Genomic DNA, 18,539 nt, shown 5'->3' with positions numbered 1-18,539 from the left:
AACTAAATGCTCCAAGTCTTAAGAGCCTGTAAATTCACTTCGGGGCAAATCAAACTCGCAAAATAATTTGAATGGAATTTAATAATATTTCAATGTAATTATTTTGCTCATACAGTTGATTTGCTTACCCCTCGTCGGATTAACAGGCTCTATAAGACTTTCCGCAATGTTACTTCCAGCATTTTCTTCAAAATTTGAAAATGCGCCCGAAAGAGTTACTTTTAGTTGTTCTAATATCGCCTGTACTTAAATAGATTATAGTAGGATTAATAATTATAATCTGTTGGGGGTACAGGTATGGTTAGACAGACATCTCAAAATGTAAAGAGTCCGAATGTAAAGAATTTAAGTCTTTTTGCTTTATTGAAAGGAGTTATTTTTGCTTATATAATAACAATTCCTTTCTTTATTGCTTTTGCACTGATATTAACTTATACAAATTTCCCTGAAAAATACATCTCTTCTGCAGTTATGGTCACTACAATAGCGAGTATACTCTTTGCCGGATCAGCATCAGCAAAAAGCTTAAAAAGCAGGGGCTGGCTTAATGGAGGTTTTGTTGGATTATTTTATATGTTAATATTATATTTTTTAAGTAGCTTTGTATTTAGGAATTTTCTTGTAGATAGGTATGTTTTAACAATGGTTCTAATAGGAGTATTAGCTGGAGCAATTGGTGGAATTTTAGGGGTAAATTTTGGGACAAGGTCAAAGTCGAGGAAATGGAAACGCAAATAAATGCGCCCCGACTTGTAGGGCTTGTAGGTCTTATACTTTTCAATCCAAAATAACTGTGCTATAATATACAGGGTTACTTATGAAACTTATGAAAATATTTGCAAGGGGGATTATACAATGAAACATATAAAAACAATAAACACTTCTACTCTGAAGAATACGATTAAAAACGGAGGTTGTGGTGAATGTCAGACATCCTGCCAGTCTGCATGCAAAACATCATGTACTGTAGGGAATCAGAGGTGTGAAAAGAATTAGCATTGAAGGTATTTTCTAAGCGTTAAAACTTTACAGATGGAGGTTCTTGAAACCTCCTTAAATTTTCTCAAAATTTGGGGATGGTTGGAGAATTAAAATTATGCTGCATAAATTTACCCTTTATGGAACAAACATTGTATTGGATATTAACAACGGGGCTGTCCATGTATTTGATCCTGTTGCTTTTGAAGTATTGGACTATATTAAGGATTATTCTGAAAGGGAAATAATTGAGATATTAGGTGGCAAATATGGGACGAGCCAGGTGTATGAAGCTATTGAAGAAATTAAGCAATTAAAAGATAACGGTTTGTTGTTTTCCGAGGATATATATATTAATATGGATATTAATGGGATCAATAACAGAAAAAGCGTTTTAAAAGCTATGTGCCTTCATGTTTCCCATGACTGCAACATGCGTTGTAAATATTGTTTTGCATCAAAAGGAGACTTTGGTTCAGGAAGAAAGTTAATGAGCAGTGAAACAGGAAAAAAGGCAATTGATTTCCTTATTAAAAATTCCGGGAACAGGAGAAATTTGGAAGTGGACTTTTTTGGCGGAGAACCTTTGATGAATTTCCAGACTATAAAAGATATTGTTTCTTATGCAAGGAATAAAGAAAAACAACACGGTAAAAATATCAGGTTTACAGTTACAACCAATGCATTACTTCTTAATGAGGAAAATATTAAATATATTAACGAAAACTTTGTGAATATAGTTATGAGCCTGGACGGGAGAGAATCAGTTAATGACAGAATGAGAGTAAGAATGGATGGCTCAGGCACATATAGACATATTTTAGAAAAAATAAAAAAGGTTGCAGAGTTAAGGGAACAAAACAATTATTATGTACGTGGGACTTTTACAAGAGAAAATCTGGATTTTTCAGAGGATGTATTACATCTTGCAGATGAAGGATTTAAACAGATATCTATTGAACCGGTAGTTGCTCCGGATGGTTCAGGTTATGAAATTAGGGAAGAAGACCTGCCTGATATCAAGAAAGAGTATGAAAAACTGGCTTTTGAATATGTAAAGAGAAGGAAAGAAGGGAGAGGATTTAATTTTTTTCATTTTATGATTGATTTAGAACACAGCCCTTGTATTGAAAAAAGGTTTAAGGGATGTGGCTCCGGATTTGAGTATATTGCAGTGACCCCTGAAGGCTATATTTATCCCTGCCATCAGTTTGTTGGCTTAGAAGAGTTTAAGATGGGAAATATTTATGATGGTGTTTTAAACCATGATATAGTTGATATGTTTATGAACTCAAATATTTTAAACAAAAATGAATGCAAAAAGTGTTGGGCAAAATTTTATTGTGGCGGAGGTTGTGCAGCTAATGCATACCACTTCAATAATAGTATTGATCGCCCATATGGAATTGGTTGTGAACTAGAGAGAAAAAGAGTAGAATGCGCTCTTTGGATTAAGACACAATTGCTATGATATTCCATGTAATAATGAAGCTTATAAGTATTGACTCATTATTACCATAGATATATAATATCCACATATGAAAATGATTAAAGGGGGAATTTTTTGACATGAAACAAAACAACTGGCTCGGTTTTTTGTTTGTTATAGTAATGATCTGCCTTCTGATATATTTAGCTTTTGATGGAGGTAATGCAATAGGCATACCTGGTATTAAGGACACCAGGTTAGGAATTGATATAAAAGGTGGTATATATACGACTCTTTACCCTGATATTCCTGAAGGTCAAAAACCAAGTGAAGCAGATTTAAACTCTGCCAGGAGGATTATAGAGACAAGACTTGAGAGTAAGGGTATTTTTGATAAAAATGTAACTGTCGAAAAAGAAAATGGAAGAATAATTGTTGAAATACCTTTTGCACCTGGAGAAGAGGATTTTAATCCTCAAAAGACAGTTGATGAGATTGGAAAAACAGCACTTCTTACATTTCAGGAAGTTGATGAAGAAAAGGTGGATGAAAATGGCAGATACCTTCCTACAGGTAAAATAATAATTGAAGGTAAGGACGTAAAAAACGCCGGTGTAGGAACAAACCCAGATACTGGCGAGGTTGTAGTCACTTTGGAATTAAATAAGGAAGGTGCAGAGAAATTTGCTGAAGCTACTGAAAGATTATTGCAAAAGAAAATTGCGATATTTATGGACGATGTGCTAATAGTAGCACCTACTGTTAATAATGTAATAACAGACGGAAATGCAATAATTACAGGACAGAGAACCGCAAAAGAAGCTGGAGAATTAGCTGATACAATAAGAGCAGGTGCTCTTCCCTTCAGAATGGTTGCAAAAGAGATTAACTTAATAAGCCCCATTCTTGGTGAAGGAGCTCTTAAAGTTACAATAAGGGCAGGTATAGTTGCTTTAATTCTTGTAGCTCTTTTTATGATTGTATACTATAGATTAGCAGGACTTATTGCAGACATTGCCCTTACAGGGCTTATTGTGATTACATTGCTTATTCTTTCTGCAATGGGCATAACACTTACTTTACCGGGTATAGCTGGTATTATTCTTTCCATTGGAATGGGTGTTGATGCTAATGTTGTTATATTTGAAAGAATTAAAGAGGAGATAAGAAATGGAAAAACTGTAGGTGCAGCGGTTGATGACGGTTTCAGGAGAGCATTTACAGCTATCCTGGACTCCAATGTTACTACGGTATTGACAGCTGCCATACTATATTGGCTTGGTTCCGGCCCAATTAGAGGATTTGCAATAACACTTGGGATGGGTGTAGCATTAAGCTTCCTTACGGGGGTTACTGCTACAAGAATCATGTTAAAATCAATAACCGGTGCAAAATTTACCAGAAGTCCTAAGACGTTTGGCATATAAGGAGGTGTAATAATGATTGATTTAATGAGCAAAAGAAAGTGGTTTTTTGTACTACCAATTATTATAATTCTTGCAGGAATTATCGGACTTATAATAAATGGATTGAATTATGATATCCAGTTCCAGGGAGGTACTATTATACAGATAGAAATGAACGACAGCAATTTTGATGTAAATAAAATTGGTGTTATATTAACAGAAATGCTGAATAAAAAGGTATCTTCTCAAAAAATTCAGGCATATAATCCTCAAAATGAAGATGAAAAGATTAATATTCTGATGCTAAAAGTACCAGGAAGCGATACTTTAAGCGATGCTGAAGTGAATAGTATAATTGACATGTTATCAAAAGACTATAATGCTAAAAGAATTTACCAAATGCAGAATGTTCAGCCTTTTATTGCAGATGAAATAAAACAAAAAGGAATAAAAGCCATATTGGTAGCTTCTGTATTAATTATTCTCTATATATGGTGGAGATTTAGTACTATATCAGGACTACCTGCAGCTTTAACAGCGCTGATAGCCTTGATACATGATGCATTTATAATGCTTTCCGCTTATACAATTTTCCAAATACCTTTAAATGAATCATTTATTGCGGCTGTGCTTACCATACTGGGATATTCATTGAATAATACAATAATTATATATGACCGTATAAGAGAAAATAGTAACAAGATGAGAAAAGTGCCTGTAGATGAACTTGTAAACAAAAGCATAATACAAACTCTTAGAAGGACAATAAATACATCTGTTACAACAATTATAGCGATATTTATTGTTTATATATTTGCGGCATTAAACAATATACAGTCTGTTAAGGAATTTGCTTTTCCTTTAATAATTGGGCTTATAGCCGGAACTTACTCTTCATTGTTTATTGCGCCAACATTATGGATGATGTGGAAACAAAAGGAATCAAAAGAAAGAATTGTAGCAAAGCAAGTGAAAGCGAAAGCCAGATAATTTTAGGCAATCAAACAATTGCATTGTAAAATTAATAATTGAACTGGTTTAAGACTTAAACTTAAAACTTAAAACTGCTTTGATCCTTTTAATGAGGACAGAGACAGGATATGGGTTAATTAATTACTTAACAGTCAGAATTAAGGAATTGATATTTGCGTATTATTATCATTTGGGTAGCATAAATTATAGGTGATAAATACTTTAAATTATATTAAATTAGCCAATCCTGTCCGGGATTTCCTGTCCAGGATTGGCTAATTTAATTTACAGGAGGAGGTAATTTAAGTGAAAGAGAAATTTACGGTTGCTGATTTCAAAAAAGCAAAATTGAACGGGAGAAAAATAACAATGCTTACCGCATATGACTATCCTACGGCAAAGATAATAGAGGATGCAGGGATAGACTCCATATTGGTAGGTGATTCTTTGGGAATGGTTGTACTTGGATATGAAGATACAACAAAAGTAACCATGGATGATATGGTACATCATATAAAAGCTGTTTCCCGGGCTGCAAAAAGAGCCATGGTTATAGGAGATATGCCTTTTCTCTCATATCATGTAGGTATACATGAAAGTGTAAAAAATGCCGGAAGGCTTGTGAGTGAAGGGGGTTGCAGGGCGGTAAAGCTTGAAGGAGGAAGAGAAGTAGTTGAAGACATAAAAGCAATTATAAGTGCAGGTATACCTGTTATGGGACATTTAGGTTATACGCCTCAATCTATTAATATTTTTGGAGGTCACAAAGCCCAAGGGAAAACTATGGAAACAGCACAAAAAATTCTTGAGGATGCCCTTATACTTCAAGAAGCAGGTGTATTTTCCATCGTCCTCGAATGTGTACCGTATAAACTTGCAGCATTAATAACTGACAGGCTTGATATTCCTACAATTGGTATAGGTTCGGGCAAGGGATGTGATGGCCAGGTTTTGGTAACACCGGATATAATTGGGATGTTTAGAGATTTTTCTCCTAGACATTCTAAAAAATATATTGATTTTGCAAATATGCTTGAGGATACTGTAAAGAAATATATTTATGAAGTAAAAGATGGAATATTTCCCACAGAAGCAAATTCTTTTACAATAGATGATCATATAATTGAGTCATTAAAGTAGAGTTAACCAAGTTTGCTTTTGGTATATCGATATAATTAAAGATAAAATAAGTATAAAAAATGTATGAACAACTGGGAGGAGATAAATTGTGAAAATAATTAAAAGTATAAAAGAAATGAAAGACATTATAAAACAGGAAAAGACATTTGGCAAAACTATAGGACTTGTACCTACAATGGGTTTCCTGCATGAAGGACATCTTTCATTAATAAGGACATCTTCAAGTAAAGATGACATTATAATCGTAAGTATTTTTGTTAACCCTACTCAATTTGGGCCAAATGAAGATTATGACAAATATCCCAGAGATTTGAAAAGAGATGTTTCTCTTGCAGAAGATGCAGGGGCTGATTTAATCTTTGCACCTGATGTAGAAGAAATGTATCCCCAAGGGTATAAAACTTATGTCAATGTTGAAAATATAACTGAGGTTTTATGCGGCAAATCCCGACCAGGACACTTTAGGGGAGTCACAACAGTTGTAGCAAAACTATTTAATATTATACAGCCTGATAGAGCATACTTTGGACTTAAAGACGCACAGCAGTATATTGTTATAAAAAAGATGGTAGAAGACCTAAACATGAACCTGGAGGTAGTTCCATGTCCGATTGTTAGAGAAGCGGACGGGCTTGCCATGAGTTCAAGAAACATCTATCTTTCAATAGAAGAAAGAAAAGCCGCATTAATTTTATCCAAATCTCTTTTTGAGGCTGAAGATATGGTTAAAAGTGGGGAGAGGAATGCAGAAAAAATATTGGAAAGAATATATAGTATAATAAGCAGCGAGAAATTGGCCAATATTGATTATATTGAAGCAGTTAATGCAGATACACTGGAAAAAATAAGTGAAATCAAGGGTAAAGTACTTATTGCATTAGCAGTTAAAATTGGAAATACAAGACTAATTGATAATATTATTGTGGAGGTGTAGAGCTATGTTCATAACTCTTATGAAATCAAAAATTCACCGTGCTGTTGTCACTGAAGCAAATATAAATTATATGGGCAGTATAACTATTGATAGGGATTTAATGGATGCAGCAGGGCTTCTAGAAAATGAAAAAGTCCAGGTATTAAACGTAAATAATGGGAATAGGTTTGAGACATATGTAATACCAGGAGAAAGAAAAAGTGGAATAATATGTATTAATGGGGCAGCTGCTAGACTTGTCCAGCCTGGCGACATTGTAATCATTATTTCTTATGGACTTTTTGATATAAAGGAGGCACAAGATTTCAAACCCAACGTTATTTTTGTAGATGAAAAAAATAAAATAATTTAAGGTACGAAGGATTCTATCTAATATTAAAACTAAAATAGATATTTAATTTGTTTTAATATGATGGTTTTTAAAGGTGTGCATAAGCGTATGCCTATTTTGTGTTGTCCATTTTTGAGAAAAATAATTAATGATGATGCTTTTAATATTTAATAACAAACAAAACGATAATGGCAATTTTTCAGTATTAAATTAATTGATTTTGAAAAATGCAATTGATTTTTATGTTGTTGTATGTTATAGTTTTTAATGAGCAAGTGAGAAGGATGGTATTATGACTAAGGGACAAGCTGAGGCAAAAATAAGCGAAGCGGTGAGTAAGTTTGAGATTGAATTTATGGGCAGAGGGCCAAAGCAAATACGGACATTGATTATTCAAGACCTAATAGTGATTAGACTCAAGGGCTTTCTAAGCCAGTCAGAACAAAAATTGGCAGAGAACAGTCAAGGAGTTGAATTGTTAAAGAAGGTCAGGGTAACACTTTTTGAAATTGGCAGAAGTTATTTAGAGGCTCTCATTAAAGAAGTTGTAGATGTAGATATTATAAGTACTCACTCTGATGTCAGTACTAAAACTGGTGAAAAAATCATAGTAATAACTGTTGGTGAGAATCTTGAAGATAGATTTAACAAATAGAATAGTTCAAATTGGAAGACCAACCGAAAGGTTATAAATAACCAGTCGGAGCGTAAGCCAATGTTTACTTTCTCGTAGGGGATGTAGATATTGGCTTTTGTTATATTAAAACGTAAAAATTTAAATTTGGAAGACCAAGCGAAGGGTTGAAAAACCAGACGTAGTGTAATCCAATATTTGTTGGCTTTTAATGTGCCGATGGATATTGGATTTTTTAATTTGAAGTATTATTGTACTACAGATGAAGAGAAACCAGTCGCAGCGTAATCCTTTATGCACGAAGAGTTGGGAGGTGTTTTCAGTTTAGTTTGGATTTGCTGAGTGTAAGCTTTTATATCAATTAAAATTTGAAAGGAGTTTTGGATTATGCTAAGCAGCAAGGTTTGTTTTTCTAACAGTTTACTTTCTGATGAAAAGAAAATTTGCGATACTGGCAAGGATTTAATTCAAAGCAAGAATTTTTATATCCTGATGGAAAGGTTTTGTAACATAATTTCCAAGGAAGATGCCCAGTTCGATTTATTTCTGAACAAGTATTTCAATGATGAAGGATATGTTGATGTCTGGAGAATTCCTTATCTGCTGATGGATATTTATAATTGCAACTTTAAGTTTCACAGCAAGACCCTTGACAGTTATGAATTTAAAAGCTATTTTACCCGGTTTTTAGGACTTTTTTACAACTATTGCTTATCCGAGTATAAGCCGTATCTTATTGATGAGCATAATCTAAATGAAGAAAAAAGGACTGTACTGCAAATAAAAACCAACCAGCACCTAATGAATATTGTAATGGATACTTACAGCAGAATTATAGAAAATCTTGAATCGTATAAAAGAGCAGAATAGGATGTGGTATGCAATGGAGAATGTTTTAAATAAAATGATTTTACCTGATGAATTGAAAACAATATTGGCCAAGGGTATGAAGATTACGGTTCCTGAAAGCCGCAGTGAACTTCTTGACCTTGCGCTGGGCGGAAATGACAATAACTTTTTTGAGGTTGCTTACGCTGTGCCCGGAAAAGGACGTGTCGTTGAAGCTACAGTTGCAAGATGCAAAAACGGTGCTGTCATTAATTACACCGACCCTTATATAAGAAGACGTGACCCTGACTGCATGGTTATTGCAGACAATGGAAAATCTGACAAGCAACGCTACAGGGACAGGTATGGCAGTGAATTTGCCTCTCTCAGAAAAATGACCTTTGAATGGCTATCTGAACAAAACCTTATACTCATGCCGTTTATGGCGGGAGGAGAAGAACTTGGCTATCCCGTTCTTCTTGTCGCCCCGGACAATGCAGGCTTTTTTGCAGGGGGACTTGCCGATTTGCAGGGTTTCATACCTGGCAGCAAGCTGGAGGAAGGCTTTAAACCAAAAGCAATCATATACCTTGCTCCGACTTTCAGACACACTCATTTCAAAGGAAAGCAAATGGTTGTACACAACAGGCTTGATGACGTATATGAGCTGTTTTCATACAACCTATACCCTGGTCCAAGTGCAAAAAAGGGTGTATATGGGGTGCTCTTGAAAATTGGCGAGGATGAAGGATGGGTAACCGCACACGGTTCAACCGTTATGGTGATTACTCCTTATGAAAACGTTATAACAATAATGCATGAAGGAGCAAGTGGCGGTGGTAAAAGCGAGATGAATGAGCAACTCCACAGGGAACTTGACGGAAGAATACTCATCGGTAAAAACCTTGTAACTTCAGAAAAAATATACCTTGAACTTAAAGAAACATGCGAACTAAGGCCTGTAACTGATGACATGGCTTTATGCCATCCGAAGCTGCAGAACGGTAGCAGGAAGCTGGTTGTAAAAGACGCAGAAAACGGATGGTTTTTAAGAACAGACCATATAAAGAAATACGGAACAGACCCATATCTTGAAAGTATGTGCATCCATCCAGTGGAGCCTTTGATTTTTTTGAATTATGATGCTGTACCGGGTTCAACATGCCTGCTCTGGGAGCATACCATGGATGCTCCGGGAAAGCCATGTCCAAATCCAAGGGTAATAATGCCGAGAAGGTTTATTCCGAACATTGTTGATGAACCTGTTGAAATTGATGTTAGAAGCTTTGGTATACGTACACCTCCCTGTACTAAAGAAAAACCCACTTATGGCATAATTGGGCTGTTTCATATACTTCCCCCAGCTCTTGCATGGCTGTGGAGATTAGTAGCACCACGGGGGCATGACAATCCTAGTATTACGGACACCGAAGGGATGACCAGTGAAGGTGTCGGTTCTTACTGGCCTTTTGCCACAGGCAAGATGGTAGACCAGGCAAATCTCTTGCTAAAACAGATAGTAGATACATCAAACACAAGGTATATATTAGTACCGAACCAACACATAGGAGCTTACAAGGTTGGTTTCATGCCCCAGTGGATTGCAAGGGAATACCTTGCCCGCCGTGGCAGTGCAAAGTTCAGTCAGCAGCAATTGGTTGAATCAAGGTGTTCTCTTCTAGGATATGCATTAAGTAGCATAAAAGTGGATGGAACATTTCTGCCAAAGGATTTATTGGAGGTTGATAAGCAGCCGGAGGTTGGCAACGAAGGGTTTGATGCAGGAGCAAAACTACTAACCAATTTCTTTAAAAAACAGCTGGCAAAGTTTGTTACTCCCGAGCTTGACCCGCTGGGCAAGCAAATAATTGAATGCTGTATATGCAATGGCACGGTTGAGGAATATTTAAAATTTATACCAATGAAGTTTTAAACAGGGTGATAGAAATGGCAGAGGAAAAAAAACACAAGGTGTTGCAGCCTCCAGCAAGAATTGGAATCATAGGCGGTGGGCAGCTTGGCAAAATGATAACTGTTGAAGCCAAAAGGATGGGGTATCATGTAACAATACTTGACCCGACCCCATCCTCACCAGCCGGTCAGGTAGCGGATGAGCAAATAACAGCTTCATTTATGGATAGGAGCGCCATTAAAAAGCTTGCTGGAGAGTGTGATGTCATAACTTATGAGTTTGAGCATATAGACGCTGATATGTTGATTGATCTGGAGGTGAAGGGATATAGTGTATATCCCTCCGGTAAATCCCTTATATAACAGTAGGTCTGATAATTGTTACTGTCATCACGTTTTTATCTACATATGTTTTATAAGGCAGGTAGTGCAAAGGATTTATGAAATGAAAACCTCATGAGAGGATGCAACTATGTAGTTCCAAATATAAAGGCACCAGGTATATTATCAAAAGCAGGGATACAGGTTTCAATTTGGAAAGGAGAGTATATATGACAAAAGGACAGATTGAAGCAAAAATCAGCGAAGCAGTGAGTAAATTCGAAATTGAATACATGGGACGCGGACCCAAACAAATCAGGACAATCATTATACAAGATTTGATTGTTATTCGTCTTAAAGGCTTTCTCAGTCAGTCTGAACAGAAACTGGCTGAAAACAGTCAGGGCATAGAGCTTGTGAAAAAAGTAAGGAACACCTTGTTTGAAAGCGCTCGAGAGCATCTGGAAAGCCTCATTAAACAGGTTGTTGATGTAAACATTGTAAGTACACATTCAGATGTAAGTACAAAAACTGGTGAAAAAATTATTGTAATTACTGTTGATGAAAACTTGGAGGAGAAACTGCGGAATAAGTAATTTGAACAAAGTTAACATATAATTAACATAGAAATATCCTGCATTTCGCAAATAAAAAAATTCAACATGTAATTAATTAAGGTTTTATAATTATGATTTATTAAAAACATAATCTACCAACAGACTGCCAATAATAATTTCTGCCAGTATTGTAAAGCTGGCTTTTATTATTGAGGTTGCAATAAATTCGATGTATGAGCCGTAATTAAAGACTATACGGTTAAGGACAACAAGTAGAGTACCAAGGGCAAAAAACACAAGGAAAATATTGATCCCCCACTTAATTGCTGTTTTAGTATGATTATTTAGTTTACTTAATTCTGTAACAATTTTTTTAATATTTTTATTTATAGCTGTTTTGATACCCAATTAATACACCCTTCCTAAAGAAAAGAAAAATATAATTGTTCTTTTATGTTAACATAAAGTCATGTATTCATCAACAAGAAAAGTTTTCCATGAATAAATCATATTGTCGGACGATAGGTTATATACGCAGATAGTTGTATATTATGCCTAATAATGCAGGAAAATTGTTAAAACGGGCAACAGATTTTTACTTTAAACGCTGTGGCTTTTCTCTATAATATACTTATGCTTTAAATAACCATAAATAAAATACTAATGACAAAGGGGGATAAAACTAATGGTAAACAAGTATTTTAAAAAAAGGATGAATGTTTCAATGAAAGATTATTTACCAGATTTTAAGGGTCCAATAAGTTTGGAGTATTATTTACTGGAATGTGAAGATTATGAAAATACTTATGAATTTGGACCAATTATAGGTTATGGAGTTGAAGTAGTAAAGGTATTTAAGAATGAGCCTGTGGAAAGTAAATCATTTAAAAATATAACCCACTGTAAGGACACTGCAGTAAACATTATTGATGTACTTGCAGAAAATACTGTCACACCCATAGAACTTCCTTATGTATTAGATAATATTATAGGGCTATAATTATCAATTAAAAGGGAAAAGCACACCTGTTATGTTTAGGAATCTTAACAAGTGTGCTTTTTATTTATATAGTATAAAAATGTAAAAATACGAAAAAAATATCAATAAAATTATTTTATATAAATGAAGGAGATTTAGCTTGTTATGTAGAATATATTTTATAAAACGTCACTCCTCTCATCACCTATGTATAAAAAGGGATGAGTTTTATTTTGGAATTATTTTTAGATTATTTGTTGAAAAAAGGAGGATAATTAATAAATTATGTCGAAAAAATAATATATAAATTAATAAGGAGATGAGTAAAGTTATAAGATGATAAATGTATAATTATTTACCGGAAGAACTAATCGAAGAGGTTAGATTGAGTAATGATATTGTAGATGTGGTCTCTGAATATGTAAGGCTTGAAAAAAGAGGGAAATATTTTTTTGGATTATGCCCTTTTCACAATGAAAAAACACCCTCTTTTAGTGTTACACCGGCAATGCAGATTTTTAACTGTTTTGGCTGCAATAAGGGAGGAAATGTTATTCATTTTATAATGAATATAGAGAACCTTGATTTTATAGAAGCAGTGAAGTATCTTGCAGATAGAGCTGGAATTAAGCTACCTGAAGGAAAAAGGGCAAAAGATGATGAAGCAGCTAGGTTAAGGCAGGAAATATTGGAAATAAATAAGACAGCTGCCCGTTACTTTTATGAAAACATTGTTTCTTCAACGGGAGCAATGGCAAGAGAATACTTAAAAAAAAGAGACATCCTTGATAGAACTATGAAAAGGTTTGGGTTGGGGTATTCTTTGCCTGAAAATGATCATTTGTATAAATACCTTCTAAATAAAGGATTTAGTAAGAAAGCAATAATAGAAAGCGGGTTGATACTGAAAACTAATAAGGAAGATTATATTGACAGATTCAGAGATAGGTTGATGTTTCCTATATTTGATGTAAGAGGCAATGTAATAGGATTTGGAGGAAGAGTGCTAGGCTCTTCGATGCCTAAATATATGAATTCTCCTGAAACTCTGGTATACAACAAGGGCAGTAACCTTTATGCATTGAATTTTGCCAGAAGTTCAGGTGAACGAAAACTGATTGTTGTGGAGGGATATATGGATGTTATATCCCTTCACCAAAATGGAATAATAAATAGTGTAGCTTCATTAGGCACAGCACTTACTGAAAATCAAGGCCGTTTGTTAAGAAAATACGCAGAAGAAATTATAATGTCTTTTGATGCGGATACGGCAGGACAGACAGCTACTATAAGAAGCCTGGATTTACTCTCGGGAATGGGTTGTGTTGTAAAGGTTTTGACTATCCCTGAGGGAAAGGATCCTGATGATTTTATAAGAAAAAGTGGAGCTGATGAATTCAGGAAATTAATTGATAATGCAATGACCCTTGTTGAATATAAAATCAACTATTTAAAAAGGCAAATAGATACTAATAATGTAGAAGGAAAAATTAGATTTATAAACAGGGCTGCAGAGGTTCTGTCAAAGTTGAATAGCCGTGTTGAAATAGAGATTTATGTTAAGAAAATTGCCGGGGAATATGGTATAAGTGAAGAGTCATTGTATGCAGAAGTATTAAAACAATTATCTCCAAAAAAAATTTTTAAAGAGGTGAAAACCTATACCGATAATAAAGAAATAAAAAGTTTAAAACCGAAGGAGTCCAATAAGGAAAAAGATATATGCTATGCTGAACTGCTGTTGTTTGCAATATTGTGTATTGACAATAGCTTATATAAATTGATAAAGGATAAAATAAGTATTAATGACTTTACTAATACTAACAAAGAAATTGCCACAGTCGTCTTCAGGAGACTTGATGAGGGTGCAGGCATTATTACGGGAGAACTCCTTAATATTATGGATACTGAAACGGCCGGCGAATTTGCAAGAATAATTGAAAAAGATTGCAACTTTGAAGATATTGGCAAAGCTGTACTTGATGTAGTCAATAGAATAACTGTTACAAAACTGAAGGAAAGAAAGAAGGAAATATTAAAAATTCTGAAAAATAGGGATAGTATGGAAAAAGAAGAAGTACGACAATTATTAGAGGAAATAAATATATTAGTCAGAGAACTAAAAAACCATTAGTACTTCCAAAGAAAGGAGGGGTAATACTTGAAGGCTAATAACGAAGTAAGAAAAGCCATTTTAAAAGAACTTATAGAAAAAGGGAAAGCAAAAGGCATGCTTACTTATAAGGAAATAATGGATGCTTTTGAAGAAGTTGAGTTGGAGCCAGATCAGATTGATAAAATATATGAGACTGTAGAAAATATGGGCATCGATGTTGTTGGTGACCTGGAAGAAGAAGTTGAAGATATTCAGATTATTGACGAGGAGATCGATTTAAGCATCCCTGAAGGGATAAGTATAGATGACCCGGTAAGAATGTATTTAAAAGAAATAGGAAAAGTTCCTCTCTTAACTGCCGAAGAAGAGATTGAGCTGGCTAGAAGAATGGAAGAGGGGGATCCTGAAGCAAAGCGGAGACTTGCTGAAGCAAACTTAAGATTGGTTGTAAGTATTGCTAAAAGATATGTAGGAAGGGGTATGCTTTTCCTTGACCTTATTCAGGAAGGCAACTTAGGCCTTATAAAAGCAGTGGAAAAGTTTGATTACAAAAAAGGTTACAAATTCAGCACATATGCGACCTGGTGGATAAGGCAGGCAATTACAAGAGCCATAGCCGACCAGGCAAGGACAATAAGAATACCGGTCCATATGGTTGAAACTATTAATAAGTTGATAAGGGTATCCAGACAATTGCTGCAGGAATTAGGCCGAGAACCATTGCCAGAGGAAATTGCTAAGGAAATGAATATGCCGGTTGAAAAAGTAAGAGAAATAATGAAAATTTCTCAAGAACCAGTATCCCTTGAAACGCCTATCGGCGAAGAAGAAGATAGTCATCTTGGTGATTTTATTCCTGATGAAGAAGCACCTGCACCAGCAGAATCAGCAGCTTTTACTTTATTAAAAGAGCAGTTGATGGAAGTATTAGATACACTTACACCAAGAGAAGAAAAAGTATTAAGGCTAAGGTTCGGCCTTGATGACGGTAGGGCAAGGACTCTTGAGGAGGTTGGCAAAGAATTCAATGTTACCAGAGAGAGAATAAGGCAAATAGAGGCAAAGGCTTTAAGAAAACTGAGACATCCAAGTAGAAGTAAAAAATTAAAAGATTATCTTGATTAATATTAAGATATAATGTAATATCAGTAGAAATAAGTAGCTATAGAGTTATAAATTAATAAAAATGGTTATTATCAATAATTATAATCTTGACCGCATATAGTGGTGCAAGTATAATATAATCTGTACAAAGGCTAATTTATTCCTCAATAGCTCAGTCGGTAGAGCATGCGGCTGTTAACCGCAGGGTCGTAGGTTCGAGTCCTACTTGAGGAGCCAAGTGGGCCTTTAGCTCAGTTGGTTAGAGCAACCGGCTCATAACCGGTTGGTCCGGGGTTCGAGTCCCTGAAGGCCCACCATTTTATTTTATACACGCTTTTCTGTGTAGCTTTCAAAGTTTTCTATATAATTTAGCTGAAGAGTAACATTTGTTTTGGATGGAGATTTGTAGTTTTTGGGTGGATTAATTATATAGCTATTGTTTAGGATTATTGTTTCTTCTGGAGATTCCGTATCTTTTATATTTTTTCCCCTAAAATTTTGGATCATAGCTTATTTACACCTCTAACATAATAAAAAGTGGACACTGCTAATAATATTGTGTACAATAAGATTAAAAAAATTCACTGAAAAATATCAGTATATTTATGTAGGAGGTGCTTTTAAAGGTACAATATACAATGTGCCGGGAAATATGGAGTTAAAAGGAAGGCTTGGTTCAATTGCTAAAAAAGTTCCTAAATGCAATATAGTGTGTGATATAGGTACTGACCATGTGTATATACCTATATGCCTTTTAAAAACGGGCATATGCAAGAGAGCTGTTGTAACAGATATAAATGAAGGTCCTGTTGCTAGAGCTCAGAAAAATATTAAAGAATATCACTTGGAAGAGTATATTGAGGCAAGAGTTGGAGATGGATTAGAGCCCATAAAGGACAATGAAATAGATGTTATAATAATTGCGGGTATGGGAGGAAAGCTAATTGCAAAAATACTTGGTGAGGGAATAACAAAAGCAAAAAGGGCACGCCTTTTAGTGCTGCAGCCTATGAATTCGGAAGAACTGGTTTCTGCTTGGTTGTATGAAAATGGATTTGAAATACTAGATGAAGAGTTAATAAAAGAAGGGAATAAAATTTATAATATAAAAGTAGCAAAGTGGACGGGTAAATTAAAAGCATATAACGAAATTGAGATATATTTAAGTGAGAAGTTGATTTCTAAAAAAAGCCCGGTATTAGAAGAATACATAAGTAAGAAAATAACCATGCTAAATAAGAAAATATCGGGCATGAAATTATCTAAAAGTATTGACATAATTGAGCTACAAAAGTATATTTCTTTAAAAGGCGGGATACTGGAAGTATTGAAGCAAATAAAGCAAAAAAACGTGGTTGAAGGAGGCTGCAAATAATGGCAATTAAATGCAAAGAAGTAGTAGAGTTCATGGAGGAAATTGCTCCGACATACTTGGCGGAGGAATGGGATAATGTAGGACTGATTATAGGGAACTTTGAGAAGGCGGTAAAACATATTCTGGTATGCCTTGATATTACTTCACCTGTTGTAGAATATGCTGAAACGGGAGATGTAGATATGATAATATCCCATCATCCTCTGATCTTTAAACCAATTAAGGGTATACATATGAATGATTGGAAAGGGAATTTGATTTCACGTTTAATAAAGAAGGATATTTGTGTTTACTGCACTCATACCAATCTTGATTATGCAGAAGAAGGAGTAAATTGGCATCTTGCACGTTCTATCGGCTTAACTGAAATAAAAGACCTTGAAATAACCAAATCGGAGAAACTTTATAAAGTTGTAGTATTTACACCAGCTAATAGCGTAGATACTGTAAGAGAGGCTATGAGCAAAGAGGGAGCGGGATGGATAGGGAAATACAGCGATTGTTTTTTTATGGCAAAAGGAATCGGCACATTTAAACCTTTAGATAATGCAAATCCATATATAGGAATTCAAGGGATTTTGGAGAAAGTGGAAGAGTACAGACTTGAGACTATAGTACCAGGAAGAAAGCTTAAAAAAGTAATTGGCGCAATGCTTAAAGCTCATCCATATGAGGAAGTCGCTTATGATATATATCCTCTGGAAGCAAAGGGAAAAGGTTATAGCCTTGGAAAGGTGGGAATACTGTCACCCCCACAGAGTCTAACAGAATTTATAGGTAATATTAAAAAGAGTTTAAAAACAGATTGTATAAGATTAATTGGCAATATTGATGAAAAAATTAATAGAGTAGCGGTTTTTGCAGGAAGCTTTGATGAAACAATTTTGAAAATAATGACAGGTAATATTGACATTCTTATTACAGGAGATGTTAGATATCATACTGCAATTGAAATGGCTGAAATGGGAATGTGTGTAATTGACGCCGGACACTTCAGTACTGAAAATATTATTATTCCTCAAATAGTTGATCAGCTTAAAAATAGATTTCCTGAAATTAGTATTACGGGAAATACAATGGAAATGGCTCCTTTCAAATACTATTGACAATGTATATCTTCAGGCTTATAATAAAAATGCAATAAAGCAATAAATTTGAAATAATGATGAGTAAGCCAGACAGCCGCGTATACAAGCCTAAAGGCTTTATATGAGGAAAGTCCGGGCTCCGTAGGGCAAGGTGCCGGGTAACTCCCGGTGAAGGCGACTTCAAGGAAAGTGCATAGAAAATAACCGCCTGATTTGTATCAGGTAAGGGTGGAAAGGTGAGGTAAGAGCTCACCAGCGGTCAGGCGACTGGCCGGCTTAGAAAACCCCACCTGGAGCAACACCATAAAGAGGGACATTAAGGTGGCCCGCCAGTCCTGGGTAGGTGGCTTGAGCCATACAGTAATGTATGGCCGAGATAGATGGCTGTCTAATACAGAACCCGGCTTATAGGCTTACTCAAATTAAATTGTGAAAA

Annotated in this window: 19 protein-coding genes, 2 tRNA genes and 1 other RNA gene; 21 read left to right on the top strand and 1 reads right to left on the bottom strand. The window is 35.0% G+C overall.

Annotated elements, in window-relative coordinates:
- Window positions 1-297: 297 nt before the first annotated feature.
- The 13 genes from HPY74_04800 (at window position 298) to HPY74_04740 (ending at window position 11,480) form a co-directional block, all read left to right on the top strand.
- Window positions 298-738, top strand: a complete 441-nt coding sequence (locus HPY74_04800) for a TIGR04086 family membrane protein (protein NSW89997.1) — start codon at window positions 298-300, stop codon at window positions 736-738.
- A 117-nt stretch (window positions 739-855) separates the two neighbouring features.
- A complete protein-coding gene (scfA, locus tag HPY74_04795) occupies window positions 856-996 on the top strand; it encodes a six-cysteine peptide SCIFF (GenBank protein ID NSW89996.1) in 141 nt (46 codons plus the stop codon).
- A gap of 100 nt (window positions 997-1,096) precedes the next feature.
- Window positions 1,097-2,449 carry a thioether cross-link-forming SCIFF peptide maturase gene (gene scfB, locus HPY74_04790; protein ID NSW89995.1) on the top strand — a complete coding sequence of 451 codons (1,353 nt, stop codon included), beginning with the start codon at window positions 1,097-1,099 and terminating at the stop codon, window positions 2,447-2,449.
- A 98-nt stretch (window positions 2,450-2,547) separates the two neighbouring features.
- Window positions 2,548-3,834, top strand: a complete 1,287-nt coding sequence (secD, locus tag HPY74_04785; GenBank protein ID NSW89994.1) for a protein translocase subunit SecD — start codon at window positions 2,548-2,550, stop codon at window positions 3,832-3,834.
- Between the two features lie 12 nt (window positions 3,835-3,846).
- Window positions 3,847-4,803, top strand: a complete 957-nt coding sequence (gene secF / locus HPY74_04780) for a protein translocase subunit SecF (protein ID NSW89993.1) — start codon at window positions 3,847-3,849, stop codon at window positions 4,801-4,803.
- A gap of 288 nt (window positions 4,804-5,091) precedes the next feature.
- Entirely contained in the window at window positions 5,092-5,925 is an 834-nt protein-coding gene (gene panB, locus HPY74_04775) for a 3-methyl-2-oxobutanoate hydroxymethyltransferase (protein NSW89992.1), read from the top strand.
- A gap of 88 nt (window positions 5,926-6,013) precedes the next feature.
- Window positions 6,014-6,859, top strand: coding sequence for a pantoate--beta-alanine ligase (locus HPY74_04770; GenBank protein NSW89991.1), 846 nt, complete (start codon window positions 6,014-6,016; stop codon window positions 6,857-6,859).
- A gap of 4 nt (window positions 6,860-6,863) precedes the next feature.
- Window positions 6,864-7,211 carry an aspartate 1-decarboxylase gene (locus tag HPY74_04765; GenBank protein ID NSW89990.1) on the top strand — a complete coding sequence of 116 codons (348 nt, stop codon included), beginning with the start codon at window positions 6,864-6,866 and terminating at the stop codon, window positions 7,209-7,211.
- A 271-nt stretch (window positions 7,212-7,482) separates the two neighbouring features.
- Entirely contained in the window at window positions 7,483-7,845 is a 363-nt protein-coding gene (locus HPY74_04760) for a DUF2294 domain-containing protein (GenBank protein ID NSW89989.1), read from the top strand.
- Between the two features lie 366 nt (window positions 7,846-8,211).
- Window positions 8,212-8,694, top strand: coding sequence for a hypothetical protein (locus HPY74_04755; protein NSW89988.1), 483 nt, complete (start codon window positions 8,212-8,214; stop codon window positions 8,692-8,694).
- Window positions 8,695-8,707: 13 nt separating this feature from the next.
- Entirely contained in the window at window positions 8,708-10,585 is a 1,878-nt protein-coding gene (locus HPY74_04750; GenBank protein NSW89987.1) for a DUF4914 family protein, read from the top strand.
- A gap of 14 nt (window positions 10,586-10,599) precedes the next feature.
- Window positions 10,600-10,926, top strand: coding sequence for a hypothetical protein (locus HPY74_04745; protein NSW89986.1), 327 nt, complete (start codon window positions 10,600-10,602; stop codon window positions 10,924-10,926).
- A gap of 188 nt (window positions 10,927-11,114) precedes the next feature.
- Window positions 11,115-11,480: a DUF2294 domain-containing protein gene (locus HPY74_04740; GenBank protein ID NSW89985.1), complete on the top strand. Its 366-nt coding sequence runs from the start codon at window positions 11,115-11,117 to the stop codon at window positions 11,478-11,480.
- Window positions 11,481-11,570: 90 nt separating this feature from the next.
- Here the strand turns inward: HPY74_04740 and HPY74_04735 are convergent, their stop codons facing one another.
- On the bottom strand, window positions 11,571-11,849 hold the full coding sequence (locus HPY74_04735; GenBank protein NSW89984.1) for a hypothetical protein: 279 nt from the start codon (window positions 11,847-11,849) through the stop codon (window positions 11,571-11,573).
- A gap of 277 nt (window positions 11,850-12,126) precedes the next feature.
- On the opposite strand from HPY74_04735, the gene HPY74_04730 reads away from it, so the two are divergent.
- The 8 genes from HPY74_04730 (at window position 12,127) to rnpB (ending at window position 18,527) form a co-directional block, all read left to right on the top strand.
- Window positions 12,127-12,441 (top strand): hypothetical protein, encoded by a 315-nt coding sequence (locus HPY74_04730; protein NSW89983.1) that lies wholly within the window; start codon window positions 12,127-12,129, stop codon window positions 12,439-12,441.
- A gap of 322 nt (window positions 12,442-12,763) precedes the next feature.
- The gene (locus HPY74_04725) at window positions 12,764-14,554 is read left to right on the top strand and encodes a DNA primase (GenBank protein ID NSW89982.1); all 1,791 of its coding nucleotides are present in this window, start codon (window positions 12,764-12,766) and stop codon (window positions 14,552-14,554) included.
- A 27-nt stretch (window positions 14,555-14,581) separates the two neighbouring features.
- Window positions 14,582-15,661: an RNA polymerase sigma factor RpoD gene (gene rpoD / locus HPY74_04720; protein ID NSW89981.1), complete on the top strand. Its 1,080-nt coding sequence runs from the start codon at window positions 14,582-14,584 to the stop codon at window positions 15,659-15,661.
- Between the two features lie 140 nt (window positions 15,662-15,801).
- Window positions 15,802-15,877: transfer RNA gene (locus HPY74_04715), tRNA-Asn, on the top strand.
- 3 nt (window positions 15,878-15,880) lie between these two features.
- Window positions 15,881-15,957, top strand: a tRNA-Ile gene (locus HPY74_04710).
- 239 nt (window positions 15,958-16,196) lie between these two features.
- Entirely contained in the window at window positions 16,197-17,015 is an 819-nt protein-coding gene (locus HPY74_04705; GenBank protein NSW89980.1) for an SAM-dependent methyltransferase, read from the top strand.
- Window positions 17,015-18,121, top strand: coding sequence for a Nif3-like dinuclear metal center hexameric protein (locus tag HPY74_04700; GenBank protein ID NSW89979.1), 1,107 nt, complete (start codon window positions 17,015-17,017; stop codon window positions 18,119-18,121). The genes HPY74_04705 and HPY74_04700 overlap by 1 nt, the downstream gene beginning before the upstream one ends.
- Window positions 18,122-18,181: 60 nt before the next feature.
- Window positions 18,182-18,527, top strand: an RNA gene (gene rnpB / locus HPY74_04695) — RNase P RNA component class A.
- Window positions 18,528-18,539 lie beyond the last annotated feature (12 nt).

Source organism: Bacillota bacterium (assembly GCA_013314855.1).
Taxonomy (GTDB): Bacteria; Bacillota; Clostridia; order Acetivibrionales; family DUMC01; genus Ch48.
The sequence above is the reverse complement of the archived record's forward strand: the minus strand, read 5'-3'. Positions and strand labels throughout refer to the sequence as shown.